The following is a 20,905-nucleotide window of genomic DNA, read 5'->3' on the forward strand; positions in this document are numbered from 1 at the left end:
CGTTTGGGCAAAACGTCACTAAGATATGGGGGTAAAACGCCAATTTGGTCTTTCAGCCCTGCTTCGTCCGACTATCAACACCCACAGCCATTCAAACACAGAACCCGCCGGTGGCGGGTTCTGTTGAGGCTTTCTGCTCTTTTGTTTTTATCACCGCGACGTCTCAAGCGAGGGACGTCACACCCTCAGCGTAAGCCTCCAGCGCCTTCCGATTGAGAATGCGGATTTTGCCCTGTGTCCCGTCGACCACTTTGCTCTCGCGCAAACGCCGCAGGCATTGGTTGACCTTCTCACGCGACGCCGGCAGCGTCGCGGCCAGGTCATGTTGGGAGATGATCAACTCGTCGCCGCTATTCTGCGCATCCATTCTGTACAAGGCAGAAAGACGCAGCAGCGTCCGGGCCAGTCTCTGCCTTAGACTCGATCCGGCGTTGGAAATGATCCGCAGCTCGAGTTCGGAAACACGCGCCAGTGCCTTCGACAGGATCTTCACCTGAAATTGCGGATCGTTCGCACACAAGTCCCGCAGCAATCGACCGTCGAAGTAATGCAGTTCGCAGTCCGAGGAGGCTCGATATTCCAGGCTGAGAGACTGCTTGCGCAGCACCTCCAATTCGCCGATCAAGCCACCTTTAGGAATGATTTCGACGATGAACTCTCGTCCATCGGCAAGCGGCGTGCTTGCGCTCACCATTCCGCGCTGTACGCGGGCGAACATGTCGATGAGGACACCGGCGCTGGCAATAACTTCACCGCGGCGAAACTTTCGAATACTTGAGCGGCAAAACGGAAACTCGTGATCCAAATCGGCCCGGCCGCCGTAAACAATACCAACAGGCCCGCAAGTAACCGCTTCGCCTATTCGCGCCGCGCTTCCTCTAGTCCTGTTGTCTCTGATGCTAATCGCCCCGTCCATACGCGCAACTCCACGCAGACTAATTGATTTACTGTCTTGATCGACATTCGTAATGCGTTAAATTATAAAGTCAAACAGTAATAAAATAAAAATCTCGTGTTTAAACTATACATAATTATGACGACTCCTCACATTTATATATAATAAAATTCATATCGAATTCTTTCACAAGAAACTCATAGAAGCTGCGCGACGGTTTTTATACAATTTATGACAATTGCTTACCCGTAGAATAAGTTAACAACTACAATAGTAATATAAGAATATAAAATAAATCTGAATGAATCCTCCGTTATATATTTCAATAACAAAGGTAATATTTTAAATAGTCAAAAGAATTTCTTCAGAGTATAAAGAATTTATTGAAGATTATGACCTCGGTCACAGACATAAAACTTGCATTAAAACAAGCTTTTGCTGTGATTTCTGGGGTTTGTCTAACGGAGACGCGGATGGCGGGAAAAAATCAGGGCGTCAACCCAACCAAACCTTGGCGGGATATCGCCAGGGTTCGACAGGAAAGGCGTCCATTCAATTCGTCACAATCCCATAGGATCAGCAGAATTCTGAAGCGTGCATTGGACATCATCATTGCGGCAAGTGTCTTATTCCTTCTGTCGCCGCTCCTTCTGTCGGTTGCAGTCATCATAACGCTAAGTGATTGGGGGCTTGTATTCAATTCCCATCGTCGGCTCGGTTATAAGGGAAAAGAGTTTGGTTGCCTCGAGTTTCGTACGATAAGAGCCGACGCAACGGCCAAAGCGCAGGTCACTGTCGTCGGCGGTATTTTGAGACGATCGAGCCTCGACAAGCTTCCGCAATTGATCAACGTGTTGCGGGGTCAAATGAGCCTCGTCGGGCCTCGCGCCATTACCAAAGAAGAGCTGTCGCGTTACGGTGAACATGCTTACGCCTACATGGCCGTCCGCCCCGGCCTGACTGGCCCTTGGCAGACCAGCGGGCGCAACGACGTCAGCTATCAGAATAGAGTTTCCCTCGACGTCGAGTATTTGTCCAAATGGACGCTCGCGCTGGATTTTGCGATCATGGCAAAAACACTCTCCGCCCTGCTGTCCCGGCAGGCCCTACTGCCCAGGGTGGACTCCTGAAGCATGTCGCGCAAAAGCGTGCAGCGGTTTTGCGATAACGACATGGGTTGGAAATAAAGATCTAAAGCGTGAGGAACAAATCTGAAAGATTGCGCCGCCCTTTAGACATCCTGACATAGCGCAAACACCGAGCATCCTGCCGCCTCAGTCATTATCCATGAGGACGCTTGCCTGTGACATGGGAGCGATCGGCGATCGAGTTCTTTTTCCGGCGCTTTTGATTATGCCCCCACAACGAGAAGGCGAATAGACCCGCCAGATAGCACATCTCCATCAACACAAGCACTTCGAGGCAAGAAACGATCGCTTCCGTCAAGGAGGAGCCTTTTAGCAGGGTCACGGCGCCCAAGGCCGCGACCACCAGAAATGCGAAGGTTGCAAAGGCCCAAGCGCGAATGGTCGCTCCGGCGGCGATGGAGACGGCAACCACGATGAGCGTGCTGTTCAGCATTATTCCGTTCCTCTCTTCACACCTCCTTCAAGCCACCGTCAGCCCTCAATGACATGACAAAACCCAAAGTCAGAACGAAGTCCGATCAAAGTATTTTATCCATTACGGTTAAAATATTGCTAACACCCGCCCAATAACTCGGCTGAGCCACGCCGGAGAATATTCGACTATTCATCCGCCATGGCCACTCCATCGTCAAAAACCAAGAAATTCATGGATATAGCGGCAGGAAAGATTTAGGCATCGAAGGCTTATACAGAAGCCGGGGATGCGGTTACGGCATTCTCTTGCCGAACTGAACATTTTTTCCGAAAAAATAAGTTTAGTCATAGGCCTAGAGCCTTTCCTGGTCAGATTGCAGCATTCTGCCGGAGCAGGTTTTCGTCAGGGCAGAGACGATTGGCGAAGGGCATACCTCTTGGTACGTTCGAGCCGATCGCCTCTGATCCTGGCGCAAAGATGCCCGGCCCACCGGCCGCACTGCTTCGCCATGCGAAGCAATAGGTGCGTCCGGCGATTCTAAAGTCTTGCAGATTTGCCCGGCAAATCCGCGGGAGGGTTGGCTGAAACGGACCGGCTGATCGACCGGCCGGCTTGGCCGTAGAGCTGGGCTACGACGCGCCGGCCGGTCGACCATCCGACTCCGTTTGAGCCAACAGAATGCTGCAATCTGACCAGGAAAGGCTCTAGCATCAGCGCATATGCGCTCGGCAAGCATGTGACATCGACGGTCTCAGGGTTGGGTAACCGCCTACGCAGAACTCGGCCCCTATGACGGACCGGGTGTTCATCAGTGGTGATGGGACAGGCAACAACGAAACAGGGCTCGCGGCGATGGCGAGCCCTGCTGACCTCTTTGTCGGTTAAGCGCCAGCGATGGAATTGCCAGCCTTGGGTCCGGTATCGACAGACAAGCCTATTTCGAGACTGCGCCGGCCAGTTGCCGTTTTGCGCCGCGTTGGAGCCTGAAGTTTTCCAGCCAGGTGACTTGCTTCCTCAATTTCAGCGCTGGCTTTTCGATGAATCTCCACGAGAAGGCGGCAAAGCAAGTGGCAATGATGCTGCAGACAGTGCCGTTCAGCCACCAGTTATGCGCCCAAGGCCCGAGCGCTACGAATGCCTGTTGGATCGGATAGCCATAGAGGAAGACGCCGTAGGAGTAGTCGGCTCCACGCAGGACGCCAAGCTTGCGGGGCGAGGTGAGGCCAAGGAAGATTGTGACATAGCCTATGGCCGGAATCGCAACGAAGTCCCCAAAGGAGGTGAACCAATAGGCCCATAGTATGAATGCCACCGAGGCGAGGAAAATTCTAACATCCCAACGAACCTTGTCCTTGTAGAGGTAGAAGGTCACCCCCACAAGAAAAGCACAAATGAGCAGATTGCCTGACGCAGTCGTCGGCATATTCGCCCAATCACTTTCATGTTTCCAATATCTTGCGATACCGAAGCTTATGATCAAGGCCGGCGTTGCGATAAGGGCAATCACCCGCCGCCTGACGACGCCGAGCACAAAGAGGACGGCGATCACCGCATAGCACTCAAGCTCGAAGGGCACCGTCCAGAGCTGCCCGTTCACCATCGCGGCATCAGGATTATCCAGGAATACCCCGGGAAGATTGAAGTGAATGTGCCCTGTGACATTCATCAGATATGTAAAGAACTGAGGATCGGTGAAATAGTCACGCAGGTCATACTCTGTATAGATCGCTCCGAGTATAAAGGCAGCCAGCAATACCTCAACCGCAAGAGCAGGGTAGATCCGGATAAATCGGTTACCGAGGAAGGAGATCAATGTCTTCGATCGTTCAAGACTGCCAGCCACCAGGAACCCGCTCAGGACAAAGAACATGGGCAGCACTGACTTGATAACAGGGCGGAAGGGTGACTCCCAGAGAAACAGGTCGTCGCCGTACGTAACGCGGGCCGTATGTATCCAAAGCACTGAAAAGGCTAACAGTAATCGCATATAATCGAATCCTGTCGGTCGCCCGTTCGCTTGATAAAGCTTTTCGCCGAGAAACATCTGTGCCCCTTTCAGAAGTATTGACTCGATTTGGAATGGCAAGCCGTTGCTGCAGAGTAGCGGCGGCATCATTGCCGGATCGGGGCCGCGTGTCAGTGACCACAGGTACATCAGGTAAAAATTGAACGAGAGAGCACCCCTCTCCCGAAGACGCATCTCTGACCATCAACCCACGGCCCCTGTGCTTCCCGAGGTGCCCTGCGACGGTCGGAGTTGGAATCCAGGTGATCGGGCGGCGGATTGGATGAGGAGACTATGAAATTTCTGGCTACCCTATTTTGTCTTGTTCTCGCCTTTATCGGATTGGGGCTGATCGGAGGCGGCGCCTGGCTGCTACGCCTCGGCGGCTCCCCCTATTACGCGATCGTTGGGCTTTCTTATGTGGTTGGCGCGTTTCTGCTGTGGCGCCGGAAGATATCCGGCAGCCTCATCGTCCTGCTTGTCGCCGTCTTCACCCTTCCCTGGGCGTTATGGGAGTCGGGTCTTAATTTTTGGGCGCTTTTTGCCCGCTTGATGTCCCCCATCGCGCTGGCAGGCTTTGCGCTTCTGTTTGCGCCGTCGCGTTCCCCGAGCGCCAACCGGAAGGTCTTTTATGCCGGCGCCTTGGTGACCGCTCTCATCTTTGTCGCGGGTTTCGGTCTCAGCTTCGTACCGCACGGCGTCATCCGCCCATCCGCCGACATCACCGCCTACAAGCCCGCCAAGGGCGACAACGCTCCCTCCGACTGGACATCCTATGGCCGCACTACGGCGGGAGACCGTTATTCCCCATTCGATCAGATCAACCGCGGCAACGTGTCCAAGCTCGATCTTGCCTGGACATATCGCACCGGAAAAAGCGATGGCGCCGATCAGAACACGCCTCTGCAGATCGGCGATACGGTCTACACCTGCACGCCGACAGATGTGATCGCAGCGCTCGATGCAGATACAGGCAAACCCCGCTGGACCTTCGACCCCAAGGCGACGGCGCCTTACTGGCAGCGCTGCCGCGGTCTCGGTTACTACAAGATGCCGCAAGAAGCGCAATCCGCCGATGGTCCTTGCAACGAGCGTTTGGTGCAGACGACGATTGATGCCCGTCTCCTGGAGATCGACAGCAAGACTGGCGTTCCCTGCAAGAGCTTCGGAGACAACGGCACCGTGCAGCTTTCCCAGGGCATGGGCGAAGTCAAGACAGGCTATTATTTCCAGACATCGGCGCCGCTGATTGCCCGCAACCTGATCGTCGTCGGAGGCTGGGTCACGGACAATCAGGAGATCGGCGAACCTTCGGGCGTCATCCGCGCGTTCAACGTGGTCACCGGCGAGCTCGAATGGGCATGGGATCTCGGCAACCCTGAGATCACCAAACTCCCGCCGGAGGGCCAGACTTATACGCGGGCCACCCCCAACATGTGGACGACGGCCGCATTCGACGACAAGCTCGGTCTCATCTATGCGCCGCTTGGCAATACCACCCCGGATTATTACGGCGTCAATCGCCCTGGTTTCGCCGATCAGTATAACGCGACATTGGTGGCGCTCGATGTGACGACGGGTCGCGAGAAATGGAAATTCCAGACCGTGCATCACGATATCTGGGACTATGACCTGCCGGCCCAACCGGTCCTGATCGACCTGCCTGACGGTAATGGCGCCACCGTGCCTGCTCTCCTGCAGACCACCAAACGCGGGCAGCTTTTTCTCCTCGACCGCCGGACCGGCACACCGCTTGCCGAAGTTGAGGAGAAGCCGGTGTCGCAGGACGGTGGCGCGCCGGAAGAGAAACTCTCCCCGACGCAGCCCTACTCCGTCGGCATGCCGACAATCGGTGCGGAGCGCGTGACGGAGCAGACGGCCTGGGGCCTGACGATGTTCGATCAGCTGGCATGCCGCATCGCATTCCGCAAGATGCGCTACGACGGCGATTTCACCCCGATCGGCACGCAGTATGCGATCCAGCAGCCGGGAAATCTGGGGGGCCTCAATTGGGGAAGCGTGTCGGTCGATCTGCCCAACAACCGGGTCTTCATGAACGATATCCGCGTGCCCAGTCTCTTCGCACTCATTCCGCGCGAGGAGTATGTCGACTTCGCCCTCACCACGACGGCGCACGGCCCCTCGGCACCGCAACGAGGCACACCTTACGCAATGGCTACTGAAATGTGGACGTCGAGGCTCCGCGTTCCCTGCACGCAGCCGCCCTTCGGTACCGTCACCGCAGTGGATCTCAACACCCGCAAGATCGCATGGCAGGTTCCGGCCGGCACAGCCGAAGAACTCGGGCCGTTCAAGATCAAAACCAAGCTGCCTATGCCGATGGGTCTGCCGAGCTACGCCGGCACGTCGGCGACCGCCGGCGGTGTCGTCTTTTTCGCTGGTTTCCAGGATTATTATATCCGCGCCTATGACGCCGAGAACGGTACCGAGCTCTGGAAATATCCCCTGCCGGTCGGCTCGAGCGCGACGCCCATGACCTATGTCTCACCGAAAACAGGCAAGCAATATGTCCTGATATCGGTTGGCGGCGCACCCTATTCGAAGGATATCGGCGACTACGTCCTTGCATTCTCTTTGAAGAGCCGAGATTAGCGAGGGGTTTGCATGATGGAAGAGCTTGGATCGAAAACCTCGCAAAAGCAGCGCGTATTCCGACTTCGATTCGGTTGTTGCGCGCTATTTCCAATCTCAGCTACGGTCCGGCACACGCCCCCTTGTCGGGGGGCTCTCTTTTGGTCATCTAGGAGAATGCCTGGGGCCCGATTTGCGCTGAGATTTGAAGCTCCTGAAAGTCACCAACGGAATGCACCGCAATTATTTCCACCTGTCCTTTCGCGCCCTGTGACCACTCGCTCTTCTCCCGCTAGCACATGATCGCGGTTTCCGAAGGCAGCGACGAAACTGGTGGAAGTGCCCCTGGCGGCTCGTTCTCTGCACCTGCCGACGGAGCCGGAGATGAACGGCGCATTCGGAGACATGCGCTTGCCACACCGCGCCATCGTTCGCCACGACGACAGTATGTTCGGCCTCAGTCTGGCACGCTCCACACCGTCATCCATCATCGCGCCGACCGCAAACTCTCCGACACAATCCACGCCTCATCTCGCCCCGTTAGCGGCGATGGCCGTCATGTCCGGTCTTGCTGTTCGTGAGAACCCCCAACGTGGCCCCACATGGCGATAGCCGACAGGATCACCGGAGAGGACCGCGATGTCGTGTAAAACACGGGCTATCCCGGCCAGCCACACCACCAGGCAAAATGGAGACAGGTTGGACATCGTCGCATCTTCTCAAGGCCTTTCTTCAGTGAGCGGTATAGGCCCCGTCCACCAAATAGTGCACCCCAGTGATGAAGCTGGCCTGCTCGGACAGGAGGAAACACACAAGAGTCGCGACCTCTTCCGGTTTTCCACGCCTGCCCATTGGTTGAAGCGATGCCATGCGTCGCGTACTCGCCGCCTCAAGATGCTCTGACAAAAGTGGCGTTTCGATCCAGCCGGGACCGACGGCATTTATGCGGATACCCAATCTCGCATACTCCATCGCTGCGACTTTCGTCAGTCCAACAACCCCGTGCTTGGCCGCGGTGTATGCCGCCGCGGTGGGTAATCCAACGGTCCCGAGAGTGGAAGACATATTCACGATTGCACCGCCGCCCAGCTTCAGCATCGCGCCAATTTCGGACTTCATGCAATAGAAGACGCCGTTCAGATTGACGTTCATCACCTTGTGCCAATTATCGAGCGGATAGTCTGCGACCGCTGCGCGCATCCCATCGATTCCCGCATTATTGACCGCCAGATTCAAGCCGCCACATGTCTCGACGGTAAAATCGACAAGTCTCTGCACACTTTCACTGTCACTGACATCGACGACAAATTCACGGGCGCGGCCTCCCTCTGATCTGATTGCGGCGGCAATCGTGTGTGCTGCGTCAGCATTGATATCGGCGACAACAACCTCGGCACCCTCCTCAGCGAGGTGTCGGGAAACGGCGGCACCAATTCCGGAACCTGCGCCCGTTACGATCGCGATTTTTCCTTCCAGGCAAAGCTTCATCGTCTCTGTCCTTGTTGATATGCTAATATTCGATCGGCGCGATTATTGATGCAAGGGGTTTCACGGATAAATAGAAGGGCATGGTATTGCGCAGCTTGAGATGTTGCCAGTGTTGCGAACTCATCCTCCACAGAGTTGAGTGTCTTTATCAAAAGATGTCGCAATCTAATTTGGAATGAACGGGCTAATTTGGAATGAACGGGATCGACGGAGTTACTTGGCAGGTGGAAATGGACAAACAGCATATTACACGCCGGGGGCTCGTGCTGGGGAGCCTGGCTCTGATGCTTTCTGGATGTACTTCGGGCGATGGGCCGCCACTGGGCTACCGATTCGCGAGGGATCCGGATGCCGATCCCCGCTATCGACGACAGGAGGTCGCGTATACGGGGAGTGAACCGCCCGGAACTATCGTCGTCGATACGGCGAGCCGCTACCTTTACTTCGTGGAGGCAGACGGACTGGCGACTCGCTATGGCGTTGCCGTCGGTGAGGAAGGACTGAGTTTCAAGGGCGAGGCTACCATCGGCTATAAGGCAGAGTGGCCTTCGTGGAAGCCCACCAATGACATGATTCAGCGCAAGCCCCGGCTGGCCAAGTATGCCGATGGGATACCGGGAGGACCGCTCAACCCTCTCGGTGCAGCGGCCCTCTACCTCTACCAAGGAGGAGAAGATACCCTGTTCCGGTTGCACGGAACGAATGCCCCCTGGTCGATAGGCCGTGCCGTTTCGAATGGGTGTATTCGCCTGACGAACACAAACATCGTCGACCTCTACTCCCGTGCACGCGTAGGCACGCGCGTGGTTGTCATCTGATGGTGTTTACCATTTGAAATCGCGGGGTTGGCCATAGCAATATGTATCTGCTAATGTAGATTCGTTGCATGTTGCATCATGTCTGCCCTATCCAGGGTACTGATTGTCGCTAAACTTTAAGGTGTAGCCTGAAAGGCTATTCCATGATGAGGAGAGGACTTCCTGATGAGCAGAATTCTAATTGTAATCGTTGCGATGTTTGCGGTGGCCAATCTGAGTGCTTGCGGGTCGATTGGCAAAGGCAAGGGGAAGGCCCCACCGCCGGCAGAAGCAGTCTACAAGTAGCATATCGGGTTTGATTCTTAGGAAGGGTCACATAGACCCTTCCTCTTCTTACATAAACCGCCAAGCTGCGCTCCTTCGTAACTCACAGCGCAAGAGTGGCATTTTTATATGCTGACTTCGGGCTCGCATTCGTCAGGGCCTGCATATGGAGCTTAGTGATGGCGCTTGGAAGAGGCGGTGTGTCGCTAGTTGTTATGTTGGCGTTCGTGGCATCGTCATGCCAGACAGAAGACAAAAGGCCTTTACCGCATTATACATCCAACGGCAGAGGCGTAGCTCCAACCAATACGGCTGAAAACAAATCAAATCGGCATTTCATCGAATTCCGCTCACGCTATGCGCTGACTTACGGCCACACCTACGTCGTTTTTGGGCAGGCGGATAAAAACGGAAATATGATCAATCCCGAAGTTGCAGGGCTTGCCCCAGCTTCTCCCGATGCCGCGCAGTATGTAATAGGCCACTTCATACCGGTTCCGGCCTCGACCGGACCAACGGATGGTGACCTGGAAGAGCAGTACAGATCAGCAAGCTGGCGTGTGATGCTGAGTGATAATGAATATAACGACACAGTTGCGTATATACGCAAACTGCAGGCAACCTCTCGTCTCTGGGAGGCATCGGTATACAACTGCAATGCCTTTGTGGCGGATATCGCACGGCACATGGGTTATAAGGCGCCCAGCATTTGGCTAAGGCCGCAACAGTTCATTACAAACCTTCGGGAGATGAATACAGGTTGATTACCGGGGCATCCAAGAAGGCAGATCATGGAAAGGTTCTGGTGACTTGATTTGAACTTATCAGCAGCCGTCGTCGGCGAGGGCGTCTGGGTTCTCGGAATTGTTGCCTGGTGCATCATTCGATACCCATTTGAGCGTCGCGCAAAGCGAGTGCCGGTCGTCAGTAAACGCCGTACCGGTTCGGAGGCGGTCGGACTTGCGGCAGCCCTCGCAGGACTTGCGATCGTGCCGGGATTTTACGTCGCGACCGGCATCCCTGAGGCAGCCAACTATACCGCCCATTTGTGGGCCGTCGTGATCGGGACAATACTCTTCTGCGCCGCGATGTGGGTCTTTCGAAGAACCCACAAGCAATTAGGACGAAATTGGTCGATTACGCTGGAGATCCGCCAGCAGCACGAATTGATATGCGCTGGCCCGTACGCCCTTGTCCGCCACCCCATGTACACGTCGTTCCTTTTGATGGGGCTTTCACAAGTGTTTCTGCTGCCGAACTGGGTGGCAGGCATGGCGGGCCTGATCGGTTTCACCGTTCTATTCTTCCTAAGGGTGGACAAGGAAGAACGTATGATGCTGGAAGTTTTCGGTCCGCAATATCAAGCGTATATGGCGAAGACCAAGCGCATCATCCCTTATCTTTATTAGAGGTGGCAAGATGAGAGGCCGAACGATCAAGCTCTCGGCATCGCGACGCCTTGTCGGAGATCTGATGAGATTCTCGATCGGGGTGCCGCGTGTGACGGTCCAGCGGCAAATGAACGTTCGGCCCCTCCTGGATGCAAGAGACGGAGCGGATGCCCGGCCGTCCTGGACGGTGCTTTTCTTGAAGGGATACGCTCTGCTCTCTCAAGAAATTCCTGAATTGCGGCGCGCTTACATCAAGTTTCCGTGGCCACAACTCTATGAATATCCGGCCAGCGTGGCCTCCATTGCCCATGAGCGCGAGCATGACGGAGAACGGGTCGTTCTGCTGAGCACCATCAAAGGTCCCGAGCAACGCTCAATCCCCGAGCTGGAGACGCTGATCCGTTCAGCGAGGTCACTTCCGGTTCTGGAGATCAAGGAGTTTCGGCGCTCTCTGGAGCTTGCTCGCGCACCTGCCCCTGTGAGGTGGCTGCTCATGTGGCTCGGACTCAATATAGGACGGAAGCGAGCGCGCTATTTCGGCACCTTCCAACTGTCTGTCTATTCGGGTCTCGGAGCGGAGTCTCTCAACCCTCTCAGTCCGCTGACCACACTTTTCAACTACGGCCCGATCGGCGAGGATGGATCGGTTACTGTCCGCATTCACTACGACCACAGGGTTATGGATGGAGCGAATGTGGCACGGGCATTGGAACGATTCGAAAGGATCTTGAATGGCGAGGTCACCGACGAAGTAAATAGCCTCGTCCACAGGGGAGCCGCGACCATCATGCCGTCGGTAGGAACATCGAAGTGACCCCGCACAACGAGTTCCGTTCGGCTGTCGTCGTGGTTGGCGGTTCCCGCGGCATTGGACGAGCAATCGCAAAGGTTGCCGCACGCGACCGCAACGTCGTCGTGCTCATCGCGCGCTCGCCTGAAGGCCTCACCGCTGCGGCGGCCGAGGTACAGCAGGCCGGCGGTGAGGCCTTCACGCTGGAACTGGATCTGCTTGCAGCCGACGCGTCCGAGCGTCTTGAGGCTTTTCTAACCGCCAATGATTTGGTCTGCGGCGTGCTGGTCAACAGTGCCGGGTATGGCCTGCGAGGCGCAGCAACATTACTCTCCCTCAACGATCAGCTTGGGATCGTCGATCTCAATATACGCGCCCTGACGGACTTGACCCTTCGCTTCCTGCCCGGAATGCTTGCGCGCGGACGTGGCGGCGTGATCAATCTCGGCTCCATAGCGGGTTTGTTTCCCGGGCCGTATATGGCGTTGTACTACGCAAGCAAGGGTTTCGTGCACTCTTTTTCGGACGCGCTCCATCAGGAAGTGCGCCGCTTTGGCGTTACGGTGACATGTGTCGCGCCCGGACCGGTGTCCACCGAATTCCTCGAAAAGGCTGGCGCGAACCGGGCGGCTCTCTTCAAGATATTGCCCAAGTTGGACGCTGAATATGTCGCTGAGCGGGCCTGGAGAGGATTCAACTCGGGCCGTCGCCGCGTTGTCCCTGGCATTTCAGCCAAGTTGCTCACTCTTGTCGCATTCTTGCCGACCGCGGCTGTCCTCCCCCTCATCGGTCGCCTGCAGCGCAGAAGCAAAGATCCATAACGTTGCGGTTCAGGGAATAACCTTGAGGTATGTTGCCAGAGCCGGTCTCCGGCGTGATGCAAGCCGATTCCGAGCCCGCAACGGGCGCGAAGAGGATGCAAAACGGATGCCCATTCCGATCGTCCTCCAACTTGTCGAGAAACGCCTGATCGGCGAGACACCCGCCATCAGCCGGGGGCGTTGCAGGTGCGTGGCCTCATCGCCAGCATCGTGGCCTCCATGGAAGTTCTCGATCTGATGACCTGGCGCAATCTTGCCGAGGTGCGGAACGATCTCGAAGAAAGACCGGCCTCAGGGAACTCAACCCGGGCGATCACCGGACATTAGACGCAAAAAACCCGCTTGATAGCGCATCTTTTGTGGATTTGGTTGCGGCGGACTGAAACTACGGAGGCCTGTAATTTCAATATTTATAGACGACCTCCGAAGCGCGGATCCGCTTTGCGTTACATCCGGAGTCGGCGAAGGTACCACGCGGGCCTAGCAGCCTGAGCCGGGCTGGATGCAGACTTCTATCGCGACCACCGTGCTATGATTTGATCGGTATTTGCCAGCACCTTGCGGACTGCGTTGCGCGCCATGTTCGGCCGCTGCAATCGGATGCTTTTCTCAATATTTTCATGAAGCTTCAGCGCATATCGCAAGTTGTCTTCCTCCCGCGTGACATGGGCGAAGAGGTGGTTCAGCGCCGATTCGATCAATACGCCGAGCGGCACCAGCAGATCATTTCCGGAGGCGCGCAGGATCGCGATGTGAAATCGCGCATCGGATTCCGTTCGCTGCTGGAGCGATGTCGCCCGATCCATGTCATGCAGGGCCTGGCTGATCGCATTCATCTGCTCTTCGGTTCGGCGTTCCGCAGCAAGCGCAGTCGCTTCCGGTTCGATCATATGCCTGAGTTCTTGCACGGCCCTCAGAAAGGATTCCCGATCGGGAGATGCGGCATACCAGCCCAAGACATCTCTATCCAGAAGGTTCCAACGTTCCTTGGGCTCCACCCAGCTGCCGATTTTCGGACGAGAGGAAAGCAGGCCCTTTGCCATCAACATCTTGATAGCTTCGCGAACCGCCGATCGGCTGACGTCAAAGACTTCCGACCATTTTGCTTCATTTGGCAGAATCGTGCCCGGCGGATAATCGCCACGCACGATTCGCAGACCGATCTCGCCCGCTAAGGACACATGCACACTCGCCCCAGTCATGCGGGGAGCATTTGGGCGCCTTGTGGTGGCCGAGCGGTCAACCGCCGCCACCTCGACCGGAGCCGTCGGCTTTCCCGATTTCTTGTCAGGCATTTATTTCTACTGCCTCAGCATTCTTTCGACTGTCTGCACGTATGATCAAAACAATCGTAATAACGAGGAAGTCGCCTGCGATTGACCCTGCGCAAAAAGCGCGGAATCCAAGGCACGTCAAGCCTGCGGATCTTTCGATCCGTCTCGTGCGGACAGTCGGCGGCACCCGTGAACCGAGTGCCGCCAAACTTTGAACCTACTTTTGAATGCAGGTATCGACTGTATCCTTCGTGCACTCATCGAGCCCGGTGAAGACTGGATCTTCGACCGGCTTGCCGGCAATCAGATCCATCATCACCGAAGGTGCCTTGTAGCCCATCTCGAATGGCCGCTGGCCGACGAGCGCAGTCACCAGACCTTCCTTCGCAATGGCAACCTCGTCGCCGATCGTGTCGGCCGCACCAATGACGAAATCATTGCTAGCGATCTTCTCGGCCATCGGTTTGAACAGGTCGCGATAGGGTTGCGGCGCACCGAACAATGGCCAGCCACCCATAATACCGAATGCGTCCAAGTCGGGATTGGCCGCGAGAATATCGGTCATTGCCTGAACACCCGCGGCACCGTTGTCATTGGTGAACACCGGGCAGCCGGCAACCTCGGTCCAACCACCCTCGCCTTTCAGCGCGGTCAAGCCCTTCTGGCCAGTGAGCGTGTCGCGCATCCCTTGTGCGCGGCGTAGAATATTGTCTGCTCCCGGATTGCCTTCGATCGTGCAGATCTTACCGCCCTTCGGCTTGGCCTTCTTGATGTACTCCCCGATGCGGGCGCCCATCAGATAATTGTCGGTGCCAAGATAGGTCTTGCGCAAGGCTGCATCCTCGGCGGCAAGATCGGCATCGAGCGTCATCACCGGAACCGTTGGATTGGCGGTCTTGAGGGTTTGGGCGATGAGCTTCGCATTTGACGGCGATATTGCGATTGCAGCCGTGTCTGCCTTGCCCAACATATCCTGAACGATCTGCGCTTCGCCGGCTTCATCGGATGTCGATGCCGGGCCGGTGTAGAAGCACTCGTATTCCGCCGTGGGGTTCTCTTTGTTCCATTTCTGGCAACCTTGATTGATTGCTTCGAAGAACGGATTGTCGAGGCCCTTGACGACGATGACGAGTTGCTTCTTGGCCAAGGCCTGCCCGGCGGTGAGTGCTAAGACTGCGGCTGTAAGTAGTAATGCCTTCCTCATAGTTTCCTCCCTTGAAACAGACGGACACCGCGTGCCCGCCACACGAAATCAACCCGGATACCAGACGATGCGAGGCTCCTCCTTCGAACGCTCGTATTGCCAGGCTGAGTCGATAAGCATTTCGAGATCGTAGTTTGGCCGCCAATCCAGCAGGTATTTCGCTTTGCTGTTGTCCATCCAATTGGAATGGAAGCGGCTTGGTATGTCGATGGAGCCGAGATTGCGCGTGCGCAGGAGATAGGCGGCGACTTCAGCATAGTCGACTGGTCGATCCATGCAGATATTGAAGAGTTGCCGCTCTGCCCGGGGGTTATCGATCGCTGCCAGTATTGCCGAGACGAGGTCGTCGACATGCACGAAATTGCGTTTCAGCGGACGCCCGTCGGCATCGAGCAGCAGCGGCACCGTACCCATCGCTGCATAACGCCGCGCCGCGTCCTCCGGAACGAGCGTCTTCCAGTCTGGGCCGCCAAAGACGTCGTCTCCAAAAGAAAGCGAATACTTGAAATCGTCCTTCTCCATGATCCAGGGCGCGCGCAGACAACACCCATTGAGGCCGTACTGAATGCCAAACTGCTCCAGCATGACCTCTTCCAAGACTTTGGAGAGCGCATAGCTTCCCGGATAGGCACAATGGCGGGCGTTCTCGGTGATCGGGCCGTCGTGGCGATGGTGGAAATGTCCCACCCCCGCATCACCGCCGATCAGGATGAACTGGCGTGCCGTGACGCTCGTACGGAACTCCTCGAGCAGCCAAAAGAGACCTTTGACCGTGACATCCATGATGTCTTCAGGCGTTTCCTTGCATGTGGCGAGATGCACGACATGGGTAACCGCATCCAACGCCGCTGCCACGACATCGCGATCGGCGATCGAGCCCTGGATGACGTCGACGCGGTCGGTCGCCTCGTACAAACGATTATGACAAAGCGCACGAACACGGGCTTTGGAAAATCTCGGATCGTCAAGCAGCCCAGCAATGAAGCGCCGCCCGACCTTGCCCGTCGCACCGGTAACAAGGATTAGCATGCTCTTTCTCCCCCATTGATAGCTAATATCCGGGCGCCACTCTCGTCAAATGATATTTGTCTGACAAAACAGATTTTTGCGACAATAAGGTCAATGGCCCGGACAATGAGTTGACGCTGTCGCAGGGTTTTGCGTAAATGCTCCCAATCGTTTTTCCTGGGAGGATATTGGAAAGGCGAACGCGCCGGAGCCTTGCGTCGAAGACAAGCAGGGTTGGGAGCGATGGATAGCCCGCAGGTTTTGGGAGGCGCGGAGGCTGGTGGCGGTTCTTGAGCTCAGCAATATTTCCAAACATTTCGGTGCCATCCAGGCAGTCAACGATGTTTCGTTTTCGCTCGAAGCGGGGCAGGTTGTCGGCCTCATGGGCGACAACGGGGCTGGCAAGTCCACACTGGTGAAGATGATTGCCGGCAACTTTCGACCGAGCCATGGAACCATGCGGCTCGACGGCGCCGATCTCGTGCTTCATCAGCCGAAGGAAGCGCGCCAGCATGGCATTGAGATCGTTCATCAAGACTTGGCGCTCTGCAACAATCTGACGGCGGCAGCCAACGTGTTCCTTGGCCGAGAATTGCGCCGCGGGGTATGGCCTCTTCGCATCCTCGACCACAAGAGCATGTACAAGCGCGCCAGCGAGATATTTCGCGAGCTCAAATCCGAGACGCGGGCCCGCGATCTCGTCAAGCAAATGTCCGGTGGCCAGCGGCAAGCGGTAGCGATCGGCCGCACGATGCTGTCTGAAGCGAAAATCGTATTGATGGACGAGCCGACAGCAGCCATTTCCGTGCGCCAGGTGGCTGAGGTTCTGAATCTGATCCGCCAATTGCGGGACCGGGGTATTGTAGTTGTCCTGATCAGCCACCGCATGCCCGACGTCTTTTCGGTCGCCGACCGCGTGATCGTGATGCGGCGAGGCAGAAAAGTAGCCGACAAGCAGATTGCGGCAAGTTCGCCGGAGGAAGTGACGGGACTGATCACCGGCGCCATCGAACAGGTGTGATCGATGCTATCCGTTGCAACAGGAAGGAGGTCGACGATGGCGATTACACTTGACCAAACGATCGGACAGAAGCAACGCAGCTGGCTTGCGACGATCATGGGCGGCCAGACATTCTGGGTGCTGATTGCCGTCATTCTCGCCTGCATTTTTCTGTCGATGGCGACGGACTCCTTTGCAACGGCGAAGAACATCTACAACATCACCCGCAACGTCACGTTCGTCGCCATTATCGCGCTAGGCATGACGCTGGTCATCATCACCGGCGGCATCGATTTGTCCGTTGGCTCCGTGCTTTGCCTGTGCAGCATGGTGCTGGCGGTCGTCATGCATGCGGGATACAGCATTGAAGTCGGCATCGCCGCCTCAATCGGTACTGCTCTTTTGGTCGGAGCTTTCAACGGTGCATTGATTGCCTATCTCGGCTTCCCACCTTTCGTGGTCACGCTCGGCATGTTGTCGATTGCGCGCAGCCTTGCGATGGTTGCGTCCAACAACACTGTCGTTTTCCAGTTCGGACCTGATCACGACAAGCTACTGGCGCTGGGTGGCGGCGCCTGGGTTTTCGGCATCGCCAATCCAGTGCTTTACATGGTCGTGCTGGCACTCATCACCGGTTTCGTGCTGCGCTGGACCAAGTTCGGCCGCTATGTCTTTGCCATCGGCGGCAATGAGCACGCCGCGACACTGACGGGCGTTCCCGTGCCGAGGATCAAGGTCATCGTCTATATGATTTCTGCCCTGTCCGCGGGGGTTGCCGGCATCATTCAAACCGGCTGGCTCGGCGCCGTCACCACAAACATCGGCGCCGGAATGGAACTTCAGGTCATTGCCGCCGCGGTTATCGGCGGCGCCAATCTGGCTGGCGGCGTCGGCACCGCCTTTGGAGCCCTGGTCGGCGCCGCACTTATCGAGGTCATCCGCAACAGTCTTGGCCTGCTCGGCATCAACGCATTCTGGCAAGGATGCTTTATCGGTGGGGCAATCGTGCTCGCCGTCCTCTTCGACAGACTTCGCAACTTGCGACAGGGCGAGTAGAAGAAGCAGGCCCTTGAGAGCACGCTGGTCTTGAGTTTTGAGTGAGTGACCGGATTTGTTAGATTGTCCCGAAGCGTGGTCCTATTAAACGCAATGCGGTTCGCGACCGCTCCAAGAGCGGCCGCGTTTAATCAATCCAGCCGCGCTCAACTATATCGCCAAGGCGGGTATTTCCCTCGAGCGGATCCGCATGAGTGCCGAGCCCGCCGCACGCAAGACGGACGTAATGCCGGAGACCATCGCCCGCTGGAACCGGGGACGGCAGCTCAGCGAGCGACGCCAACCGCGTTTGCATTGACGATTGTTGCTGCGATGTACCTTAGACTAGACACAAAAAAGCCCGCCGGAGTGGCGGGCATTTGTGTGTCAATGTTCGTATATTTGGGATTTGGTTGCGGGGGCAGGATTTGAACCGTCCTTCGGACCCTTCGAGTTATGAGCCTGACGAGGCGAGGCGGATAAGCAATCGATCCAGTGAATCGATTGCCCGCCGAGCGGGATGCTCCACGAGGAGCGTTTTGATTTTTGGAAGGAAAGGATTGGTTGCGGGGGCAGGATTTGAACCTGCGGCCTTCAGGTTATGAGCCTGACGAGCTACCGGGCTGCTCCACCCCGCGTTATTGTATTCCGAGCTGTTTGAGCCCGGGAGCGCTGTCAGGCGTAGCCTGACGAGGTGAGGCCGTGAGGGAATCGATCCAGTGGATCGATTTCAGGCCGAACGGGCTGCTCCACCCCGCGCCATGAGCAAATCGCTGGGATTTGCTGGTGTATTATAACACGAAAGGCCGCTTTGTGAGCGGCCCTTTTGTTTCGGCTTTGGGCCGTTTGTTTAGTGATGAGAAGATTGATTAGTTGCGCTTTGCAGACCTGGCAGCGACCTACTCTCCCGCGTCTTAAGACGAAGTACCATGGGCGCAGGGGCGTTTCACGGCCGTGTTCGGAAAGGGAACGGGTGCAGCCACCCCGCCATAACCACCAGGTCGGCAAAGCGCAACTATATGTTTTGAGAAGCTGGCAGGCATTAGCCTGTTTTCTTTTTTTGAACACGTCTTTGGAACCTCTTCTGACTGCGGATGCTTGTGGCACCCATACAGGCCAGAGGCCGTCGCGCTTGGTAGCGCGGGCCGTCCGCAGCGCCATTGGCGCGTCAGGACAAAGGTCTTGCATCATCGATCCGGACGACCGCTTTGCGGTCGCCTTGAGATGAGCATAGTCAATGAGAACGATCAAGCCGATCGAGCTATTAGTACCGGTAAGCTTCATGCGTTGCCGCACTTCCACACCCGGCCTATCAACGTGGTCGTCTTCCACGGCTCTGATAGGGAATACTCGTTTTCAGGTGGGTTTCCCGCTTAGATGCCTTCAGCGGTTATCCCGTCCATATATAGCTACCCTGCTATGCCCTTGGCAGGACAACAGGTCCACCAGAGATATGTCCATCCCGGTCCTCTCGTACTAGGGACAGATCCTGTCAATATTCCTACACCCACGGCAGATAGGGACCGAACTGTCTCACGACGTTCTGAACCCAGCTCACGTACCGCTTTAATTGGCGAACAGCCAAACCCTTGGGACCTGCTCCAGCCCCAGGATGCGATGAGCCGACATCGAGGTGCCAAACAACCCCGTCGATATGGACTCTTGGGGGTCATCAGCCTGTTATCCCCGGCGTACCTTTTATCCGTTGAGCGATGGCCCTTCCACGCGGGACCACCGGATCACTATGACCGACTTTCGTCTCTGCTCGACTTGTCAGTCTCGCAGTCAGGCGGGCTTATGCCATTGCACTCGACGACCGATTTCCGACCGGTCTGAGCCCACCATCGCGCGCCTCCGTTACTCTTTCGGAGGCGACCGCCCCAGTCAAACTACCCACCATACACTGTCCCGGACCCGGATAACGGGCCGCGGTTAGACATCCATGACGATAAGGGTGGTATTTCAAGGATGGCTCCACGGAAACTGGCGTCCCCGCTTCAAAGCCTACCACCTATCCTACACATGCCGACACGAATGCCAGTGTAAAGCTATAGTAAAGGTGCACGGGGTCTTTCCGTCTGACCGCAGGAACCCCGCATCTTCACGGGGAATTCAATTTCACTGAGTCTATGTTGGAGACAGCGGGGAAGTCGTTACGCCATTCGTGCAGGTCGGAACTTACCCGACAAGGAATTTCGCTACCTTAGGACCGTTATAGTTACGGCCGCCGTTTACTGGGGCTTCGATTCAAAGCTTGCACCTCTCCTCTTAACCTTCCAGCACCGGGCAGGCGTCAGACCCTATACGTCGTCTTGCGACTTCGCAGAGCCCTGTGTTTTTGATAAACAGTCGCTACCCCCTGGTCTGTGCCACCCCATAATAGTTGCCTAGCATGGGGTCACGCTTCTTCCGAAGTTACGCGTGCAATTTGCCGAGTTCCTTCAACATAGTTCTCTCAAGCGCCTTGGTATACTCTACCTGACCACCTGTGTCGGTTTCGGGTACGGTCTATACGGTGGAGCTATTTCCTGGAACCGCTCCGCTGCCCATCCAATCCAATTAGAATGAACAACTTGTGCAATCCGTCACTACCACCAGGCCCACGAATATTAACGTGGTTCCCATCGACTACGCATTTCTGCCTCGCCTTAGGGGCCGGCTAACCCTGCTCAGATTAACTTTAAGCAGGAACCCTTGGTCTTTCGGCGAGAGGGTCTCTCACCCTCTTTATCGTTACTCATGTCAACATTCGCACTT

At 56.3% G+C, this 20,905-nt stretch carries 18 protein-coding genes, 1 tRNA gene and 2 rRNA genes (1 of these 21 running past the window's edge); 11 read left to right on the top strand and 10 right to left on the bottom strand.

From position 1 onward, the window contains the following. Nucleotides 1–163 precede the first annotated feature (163 nt). Complete coding sequence (locus AB8B31_RS17085; protein ID WP_018446940.1) at nt 164–916, bottom strand: Crp/Fnr family transcriptional regulator; 753 nt, start codon at nt 914–916, stop codon at nt 164–166. A 452-nt stretch (nt 917–1,368) separates the two neighbouring features. On the opposite strand from AB8B31_RS17085, the gene AB8B31_RS17090 reads away from it, so the two are divergent. Further along, entirely contained in the window at nt 1,369–2,025 is a 657-nt protein-coding gene (locus AB8B31_RS17090; protein WP_018446941.1) for a sugar transferase, read from the top strand. Nucleotides 2,026–2,176: 151 nt separating this feature from the next. On the opposite strand, the gene AB8B31_RS17095 is transcribed toward AB8B31_RS17090, so the two are convergent. Further along, nucleotides 2,177–2,476, bottom strand: coding sequence for a hypothetical protein (locus AB8B31_RS17095; RefSeq protein WP_018446942.1), 300 nt, complete (start codon nt 2,474–2,476; stop codon nt 2,177–2,179). 916 nt (nt 2,477–3,392) lie between these two features. Continuing rightward, nucleotides 3,393–4,613: an acyltransferase family protein gene (locus tag AB8B31_RS17100; RefSeq protein WP_028733236.1), complete on the bottom strand. Its 1,221-nt coding sequence runs from the start codon at nt 4,611–4,613 to the stop codon at nt 3,393–3,395. A 144-nt stretch (nt 4,614–4,757) separates the two neighbouring features. On the opposite strand from AB8B31_RS17100, the gene AB8B31_RS17105 reads away from it, so the two are divergent. Next, nucleotides 4,758–7,076, top strand: a complete 2,319-nt coding sequence (locus AB8B31_RS17105) for a membrane-bound PQQ-dependent dehydrogenase, glucose/quinate/shikimate family (RefSeq protein WP_018446944.1) — start codon at nt 4,758–4,760, stop codon at nt 7,074–7,076. Nucleotides 7,077–7,787: 711 nt separating this feature from the next. Here AB8B31_RS17105 and AB8B31_RS17110 read toward each other — a convergent pair. Next, nucleotides 7,788–8,543, bottom strand: coding sequence for an SDR family NAD(P)-dependent oxidoreductase (locus tag AB8B31_RS17110; RefSeq protein ID WP_018243376.1), 756 nt, complete (start codon nt 8,541–8,543; stop codon nt 7,788–7,790). A gap of 230 nt (nt 8,544–8,773) precedes the next feature. Between AB8B31_RS17110 and AB8B31_RS17115 the strand changes: the two genes are divergently transcribed. The 7 genes from AB8B31_RS17115 to AB8B31_RS17145 all read left to right on the top strand — a co-directional run bounded on the left by AB8B31_RS17115 (nt 8,774) and on the right by AB8B31_RS17145 (nt 12,954). Continuing rightward, complete coding sequence (locus AB8B31_RS17115) at nt 8,774–9,361, top strand: L,D-transpeptidase (RefSeq protein ID WP_026188513.1); 588 nt, start codon at nt 8,774–8,776, stop codon at nt 9,359–9,361. A 165-nt stretch (nt 9,362–9,526) separates the two neighbouring features. After that, nucleotides 9,527–9,646, top strand: a complete 120-nt coding sequence (locus AB8B31_RS17120) for a hypothetical protein (RefSeq protein ID WP_018243378.1) — start codon at nt 9,527–9,529, stop codon at nt 9,644–9,646. A 158-nt stretch (nt 9,647–9,804) separates the two neighbouring features. Beyond that, a complete protein-coding gene (locus tag AB8B31_RS17125; RefSeq protein WP_028733235.1) occupies nt 9,805–10,389 on the top strand; it encodes a hypothetical protein in 585 nt (194 codons plus the stop codon). Nucleotides 10,390–10,440: 51 nt separating this feature from the next. Continuing rightward, on the top strand, nt 10,441–11,034 hold the full coding sequence (locus tag AB8B31_RS17130) for a protein-S-isoprenylcysteine O-methyltransferase (protein WP_018243380.1): 594 nt from the start codon (nt 10,441–10,443) through the stop codon (nt 11,032–11,034). Nucleotides 11,035–11,044: 10 nt separating this feature from the next. Then, nucleotides 11,045–11,830 (top strand): hypothetical protein, encoded by a 786-nt coding sequence (locus tag AB8B31_RS17135; protein WP_018243381.1) that lies wholly within the window; start codon nt 11,045–11,047, stop codon nt 11,828–11,830. Then, complete coding sequence (locus tag AB8B31_RS17140) at nt 11,827–12,627, top strand: SDR family NAD(P)-dependent oxidoreductase (RefSeq protein ID WP_439007469.1); 801 nt, start codon at nt 11,827–11,829, stop codon at nt 12,625–12,627. The genes AB8B31_RS17135 and AB8B31_RS17140 overlap by 4 nt, the downstream gene beginning before the upstream one ends. Nucleotides 12,628–12,813: 186 nt before the next feature. Beyond that, nucleotides 12,814–12,954 carry a hypothetical protein gene (locus tag AB8B31_RS17145; protein ID WP_165505500.1) on the top strand — a complete coding sequence of 47 codons (141 nt, stop codon included), beginning with the start codon at nt 12,814–12,816 and terminating at the stop codon, nt 12,952–12,954. 185 nt (nt 12,955–13,139) lie between these two features. On the opposite strand, the gene AB8B31_RS17150 is transcribed toward AB8B31_RS17145, so the two are convergent. From AB8B31_RS17150 to AB8B31_RS17160, 3 genes are all read right to left on the bottom strand, one after another. Further along, complete coding sequence (locus tag AB8B31_RS17150; RefSeq protein WP_028733233.1) at nt 13,140–13,922, bottom strand: FadR/GntR family transcriptional regulator; 783 nt, start codon at nt 13,920–13,922, stop codon at nt 13,140–13,142. Between the two features lie 196 nt (nt 13,923–14,118). Continuing rightward, nucleotides 14,119–15,105, bottom strand: a complete 987-nt coding sequence (locus AB8B31_RS17155; protein ID WP_018243384.1) for a substrate-binding domain-containing protein — start codon at nt 15,103–15,105, stop codon at nt 14,119–14,121. Nucleotides 15,106–15,153: 48 nt separating this feature from the next. After that, on the bottom strand, nt 15,154–16,134 hold the full coding sequence (locus tag AB8B31_RS17160; protein WP_028733232.1) for an NAD-dependent epimerase/dehydratase family protein: 981 nt from the start codon (nt 16,132–16,134) through the stop codon (nt 15,154–15,156). Nucleotides 16,135–16,393: 259 nt separating this feature from the next. Here AB8B31_RS17160 and AB8B31_RS17165 point away from each other — a divergent pair, with 259 nt between their 5' ends. Together AB8B31_RS17165 and AB8B31_RS17170 are read left to right on the top strand one after the other, a co-directional pair. Further along, nucleotides 16,394–17,134 carry an ATP-binding cassette domain-containing protein gene (locus tag AB8B31_RS17165; protein ID WP_018243386.1) on the top strand — a complete coding sequence of 247 codons (741 nt, stop codon included), beginning with the start codon at nt 16,394–16,396 and terminating at the stop codon, nt 17,132–17,134. A 36-nt stretch (nt 17,135–17,170) separates the two neighbouring features. After that, entirely contained in the window at nt 17,171–18,169 is a 999-nt protein-coding gene (locus tag AB8B31_RS17170) for an ABC transporter permease (RefSeq protein WP_018446950.1), read from the top strand. Nucleotides 18,170–18,709: 540 nt separating this feature from the next. Here AB8B31_RS17170 and AB8B31_RS17175 read toward each other — a convergent pair. From AB8B31_RS17175 to AB8B31_RS17185, 3 genes are all read right to left on the bottom strand, one after another. After that, nucleotides 18,710–18,786: transfer RNA gene (locus AB8B31_RS17175), tRNA-Met, on the bottom strand. A 248-nt stretch (nt 18,787–19,034) separates the two neighbouring features. Next, nucleotides 19,035–19,149, bottom strand: a 5S ribosomal RNA gene (gene rrf, locus AB8B31_RS17180). Between the two features lie 242 nt (nt 19,150–19,391). Further along, nucleotides 19,392–20,905: ribosomal RNA gene (locus AB8B31_RS17185) — 23S ribosomal RNA — on the bottom strand; it runs 1,301 nt beyond the window's last position.

The sequence above is a fragment of the Rhizobium sp. 62_C5_N11_2 genome (genome assembly GCF_051811185.1).
Taxonomy (GTDB): Bacteria; Pseudomonadota; Alphaproteobacteria; order Rhizobiales; family Rhizobiaceae; genus Rhizobium; species Rhizobium leguminosarum.

Coding starts and splice junctions, on each gene's coding strand:
- AB8B31_RS17085 (WP_018446940.1), bottom strand. CDS start 916: ATGGACGGGGCGATTAGCATCAGAGACAACAGGACTAGAGGAAGCGCG.
- AB8B31_RS17090 (WP_018446941.1), top strand. CDS start 1,369: ATGGCGGGAAAAAATCAGGGCGTCAACCCAACCAAACCTTGGCGGGAT.
- AB8B31_RS17095 (WP_018446942.1), bottom strand. CDS start 2,476: ATGCTGAACAGCACGCTCATCGTGGTTGCCGTCTCCATCGCCGCCGGA.
- AB8B31_RS17100 (WP_028733236.1), bottom strand. CDS start 4,613: ATGTACCTGTGGTCACTGACACGCGGCCCCGATCCGGCAATGATGCCG.
- AB8B31_RS17105 (WP_018446944.1), top strand. CDS start 4,758: ATGAAATTTCTGGCTACCCTATTTTGTCTTGTTCTCGCCTTTATCGGA.
- AB8B31_RS17110 (WP_018243376.1), bottom strand. CDS start 8,543: ATGAAGCTTTGCCTGGAAGGAAAAATCGCGATCGTAACGGGCGCAGGT.
- AB8B31_RS17115 (WP_026188513.1), top strand. CDS start 8,774: ATGGACAAACAGCATATTACACGCCGGGGGCTCGTGCTGGGGAGCCTG.
- AB8B31_RS17120 (WP_018243378.1), top strand. CDS start 9,527: ATGAGCAGAATTCTAATTGTAATCGTTGCGATGTTTGCGGTGGCCAAT.
- AB8B31_RS17125 (WP_028733235.1), top strand. CDS start 9,805: ATGGCGCTTGGAAGAGGCGGTGTGTCGCTAGTTGTTATGTTGGCGTTC.
- AB8B31_RS17135 (WP_018243381.1), top strand. CDS start 11,045: ATGAGAGGCCGAACGATCAAGCTCTCGGCATCGCGACGCCTTGTCGGA.
- AB8B31_RS17150 (WP_028733233.1), bottom strand. CDS start 13,922: ATGCCTGACAAGAAATCGGGAAAGCCGACGGCTCCGGTCGAGGTGGCG.
- AB8B31_RS17155 (WP_018243384.1), bottom strand. CDS start 15,105: ATGAGGAAGGCATTACTACTTACAGCCGCAGTCTTAGCACTCACCGCC.
- AB8B31_RS17160 (WP_028733232.1), bottom strand. CDS start 16,134: ATGCTAATCCTTGTTACCGGTGCGACGGGCAAGGTCGGGCGGCGCTTC.
- AB8B31_RS17170 (WP_018446950.1), top strand. CDS start 17,171: ATGGCGATTACACTTGACCAAACGATCGGACAGAAGCAACGCAGCTGG.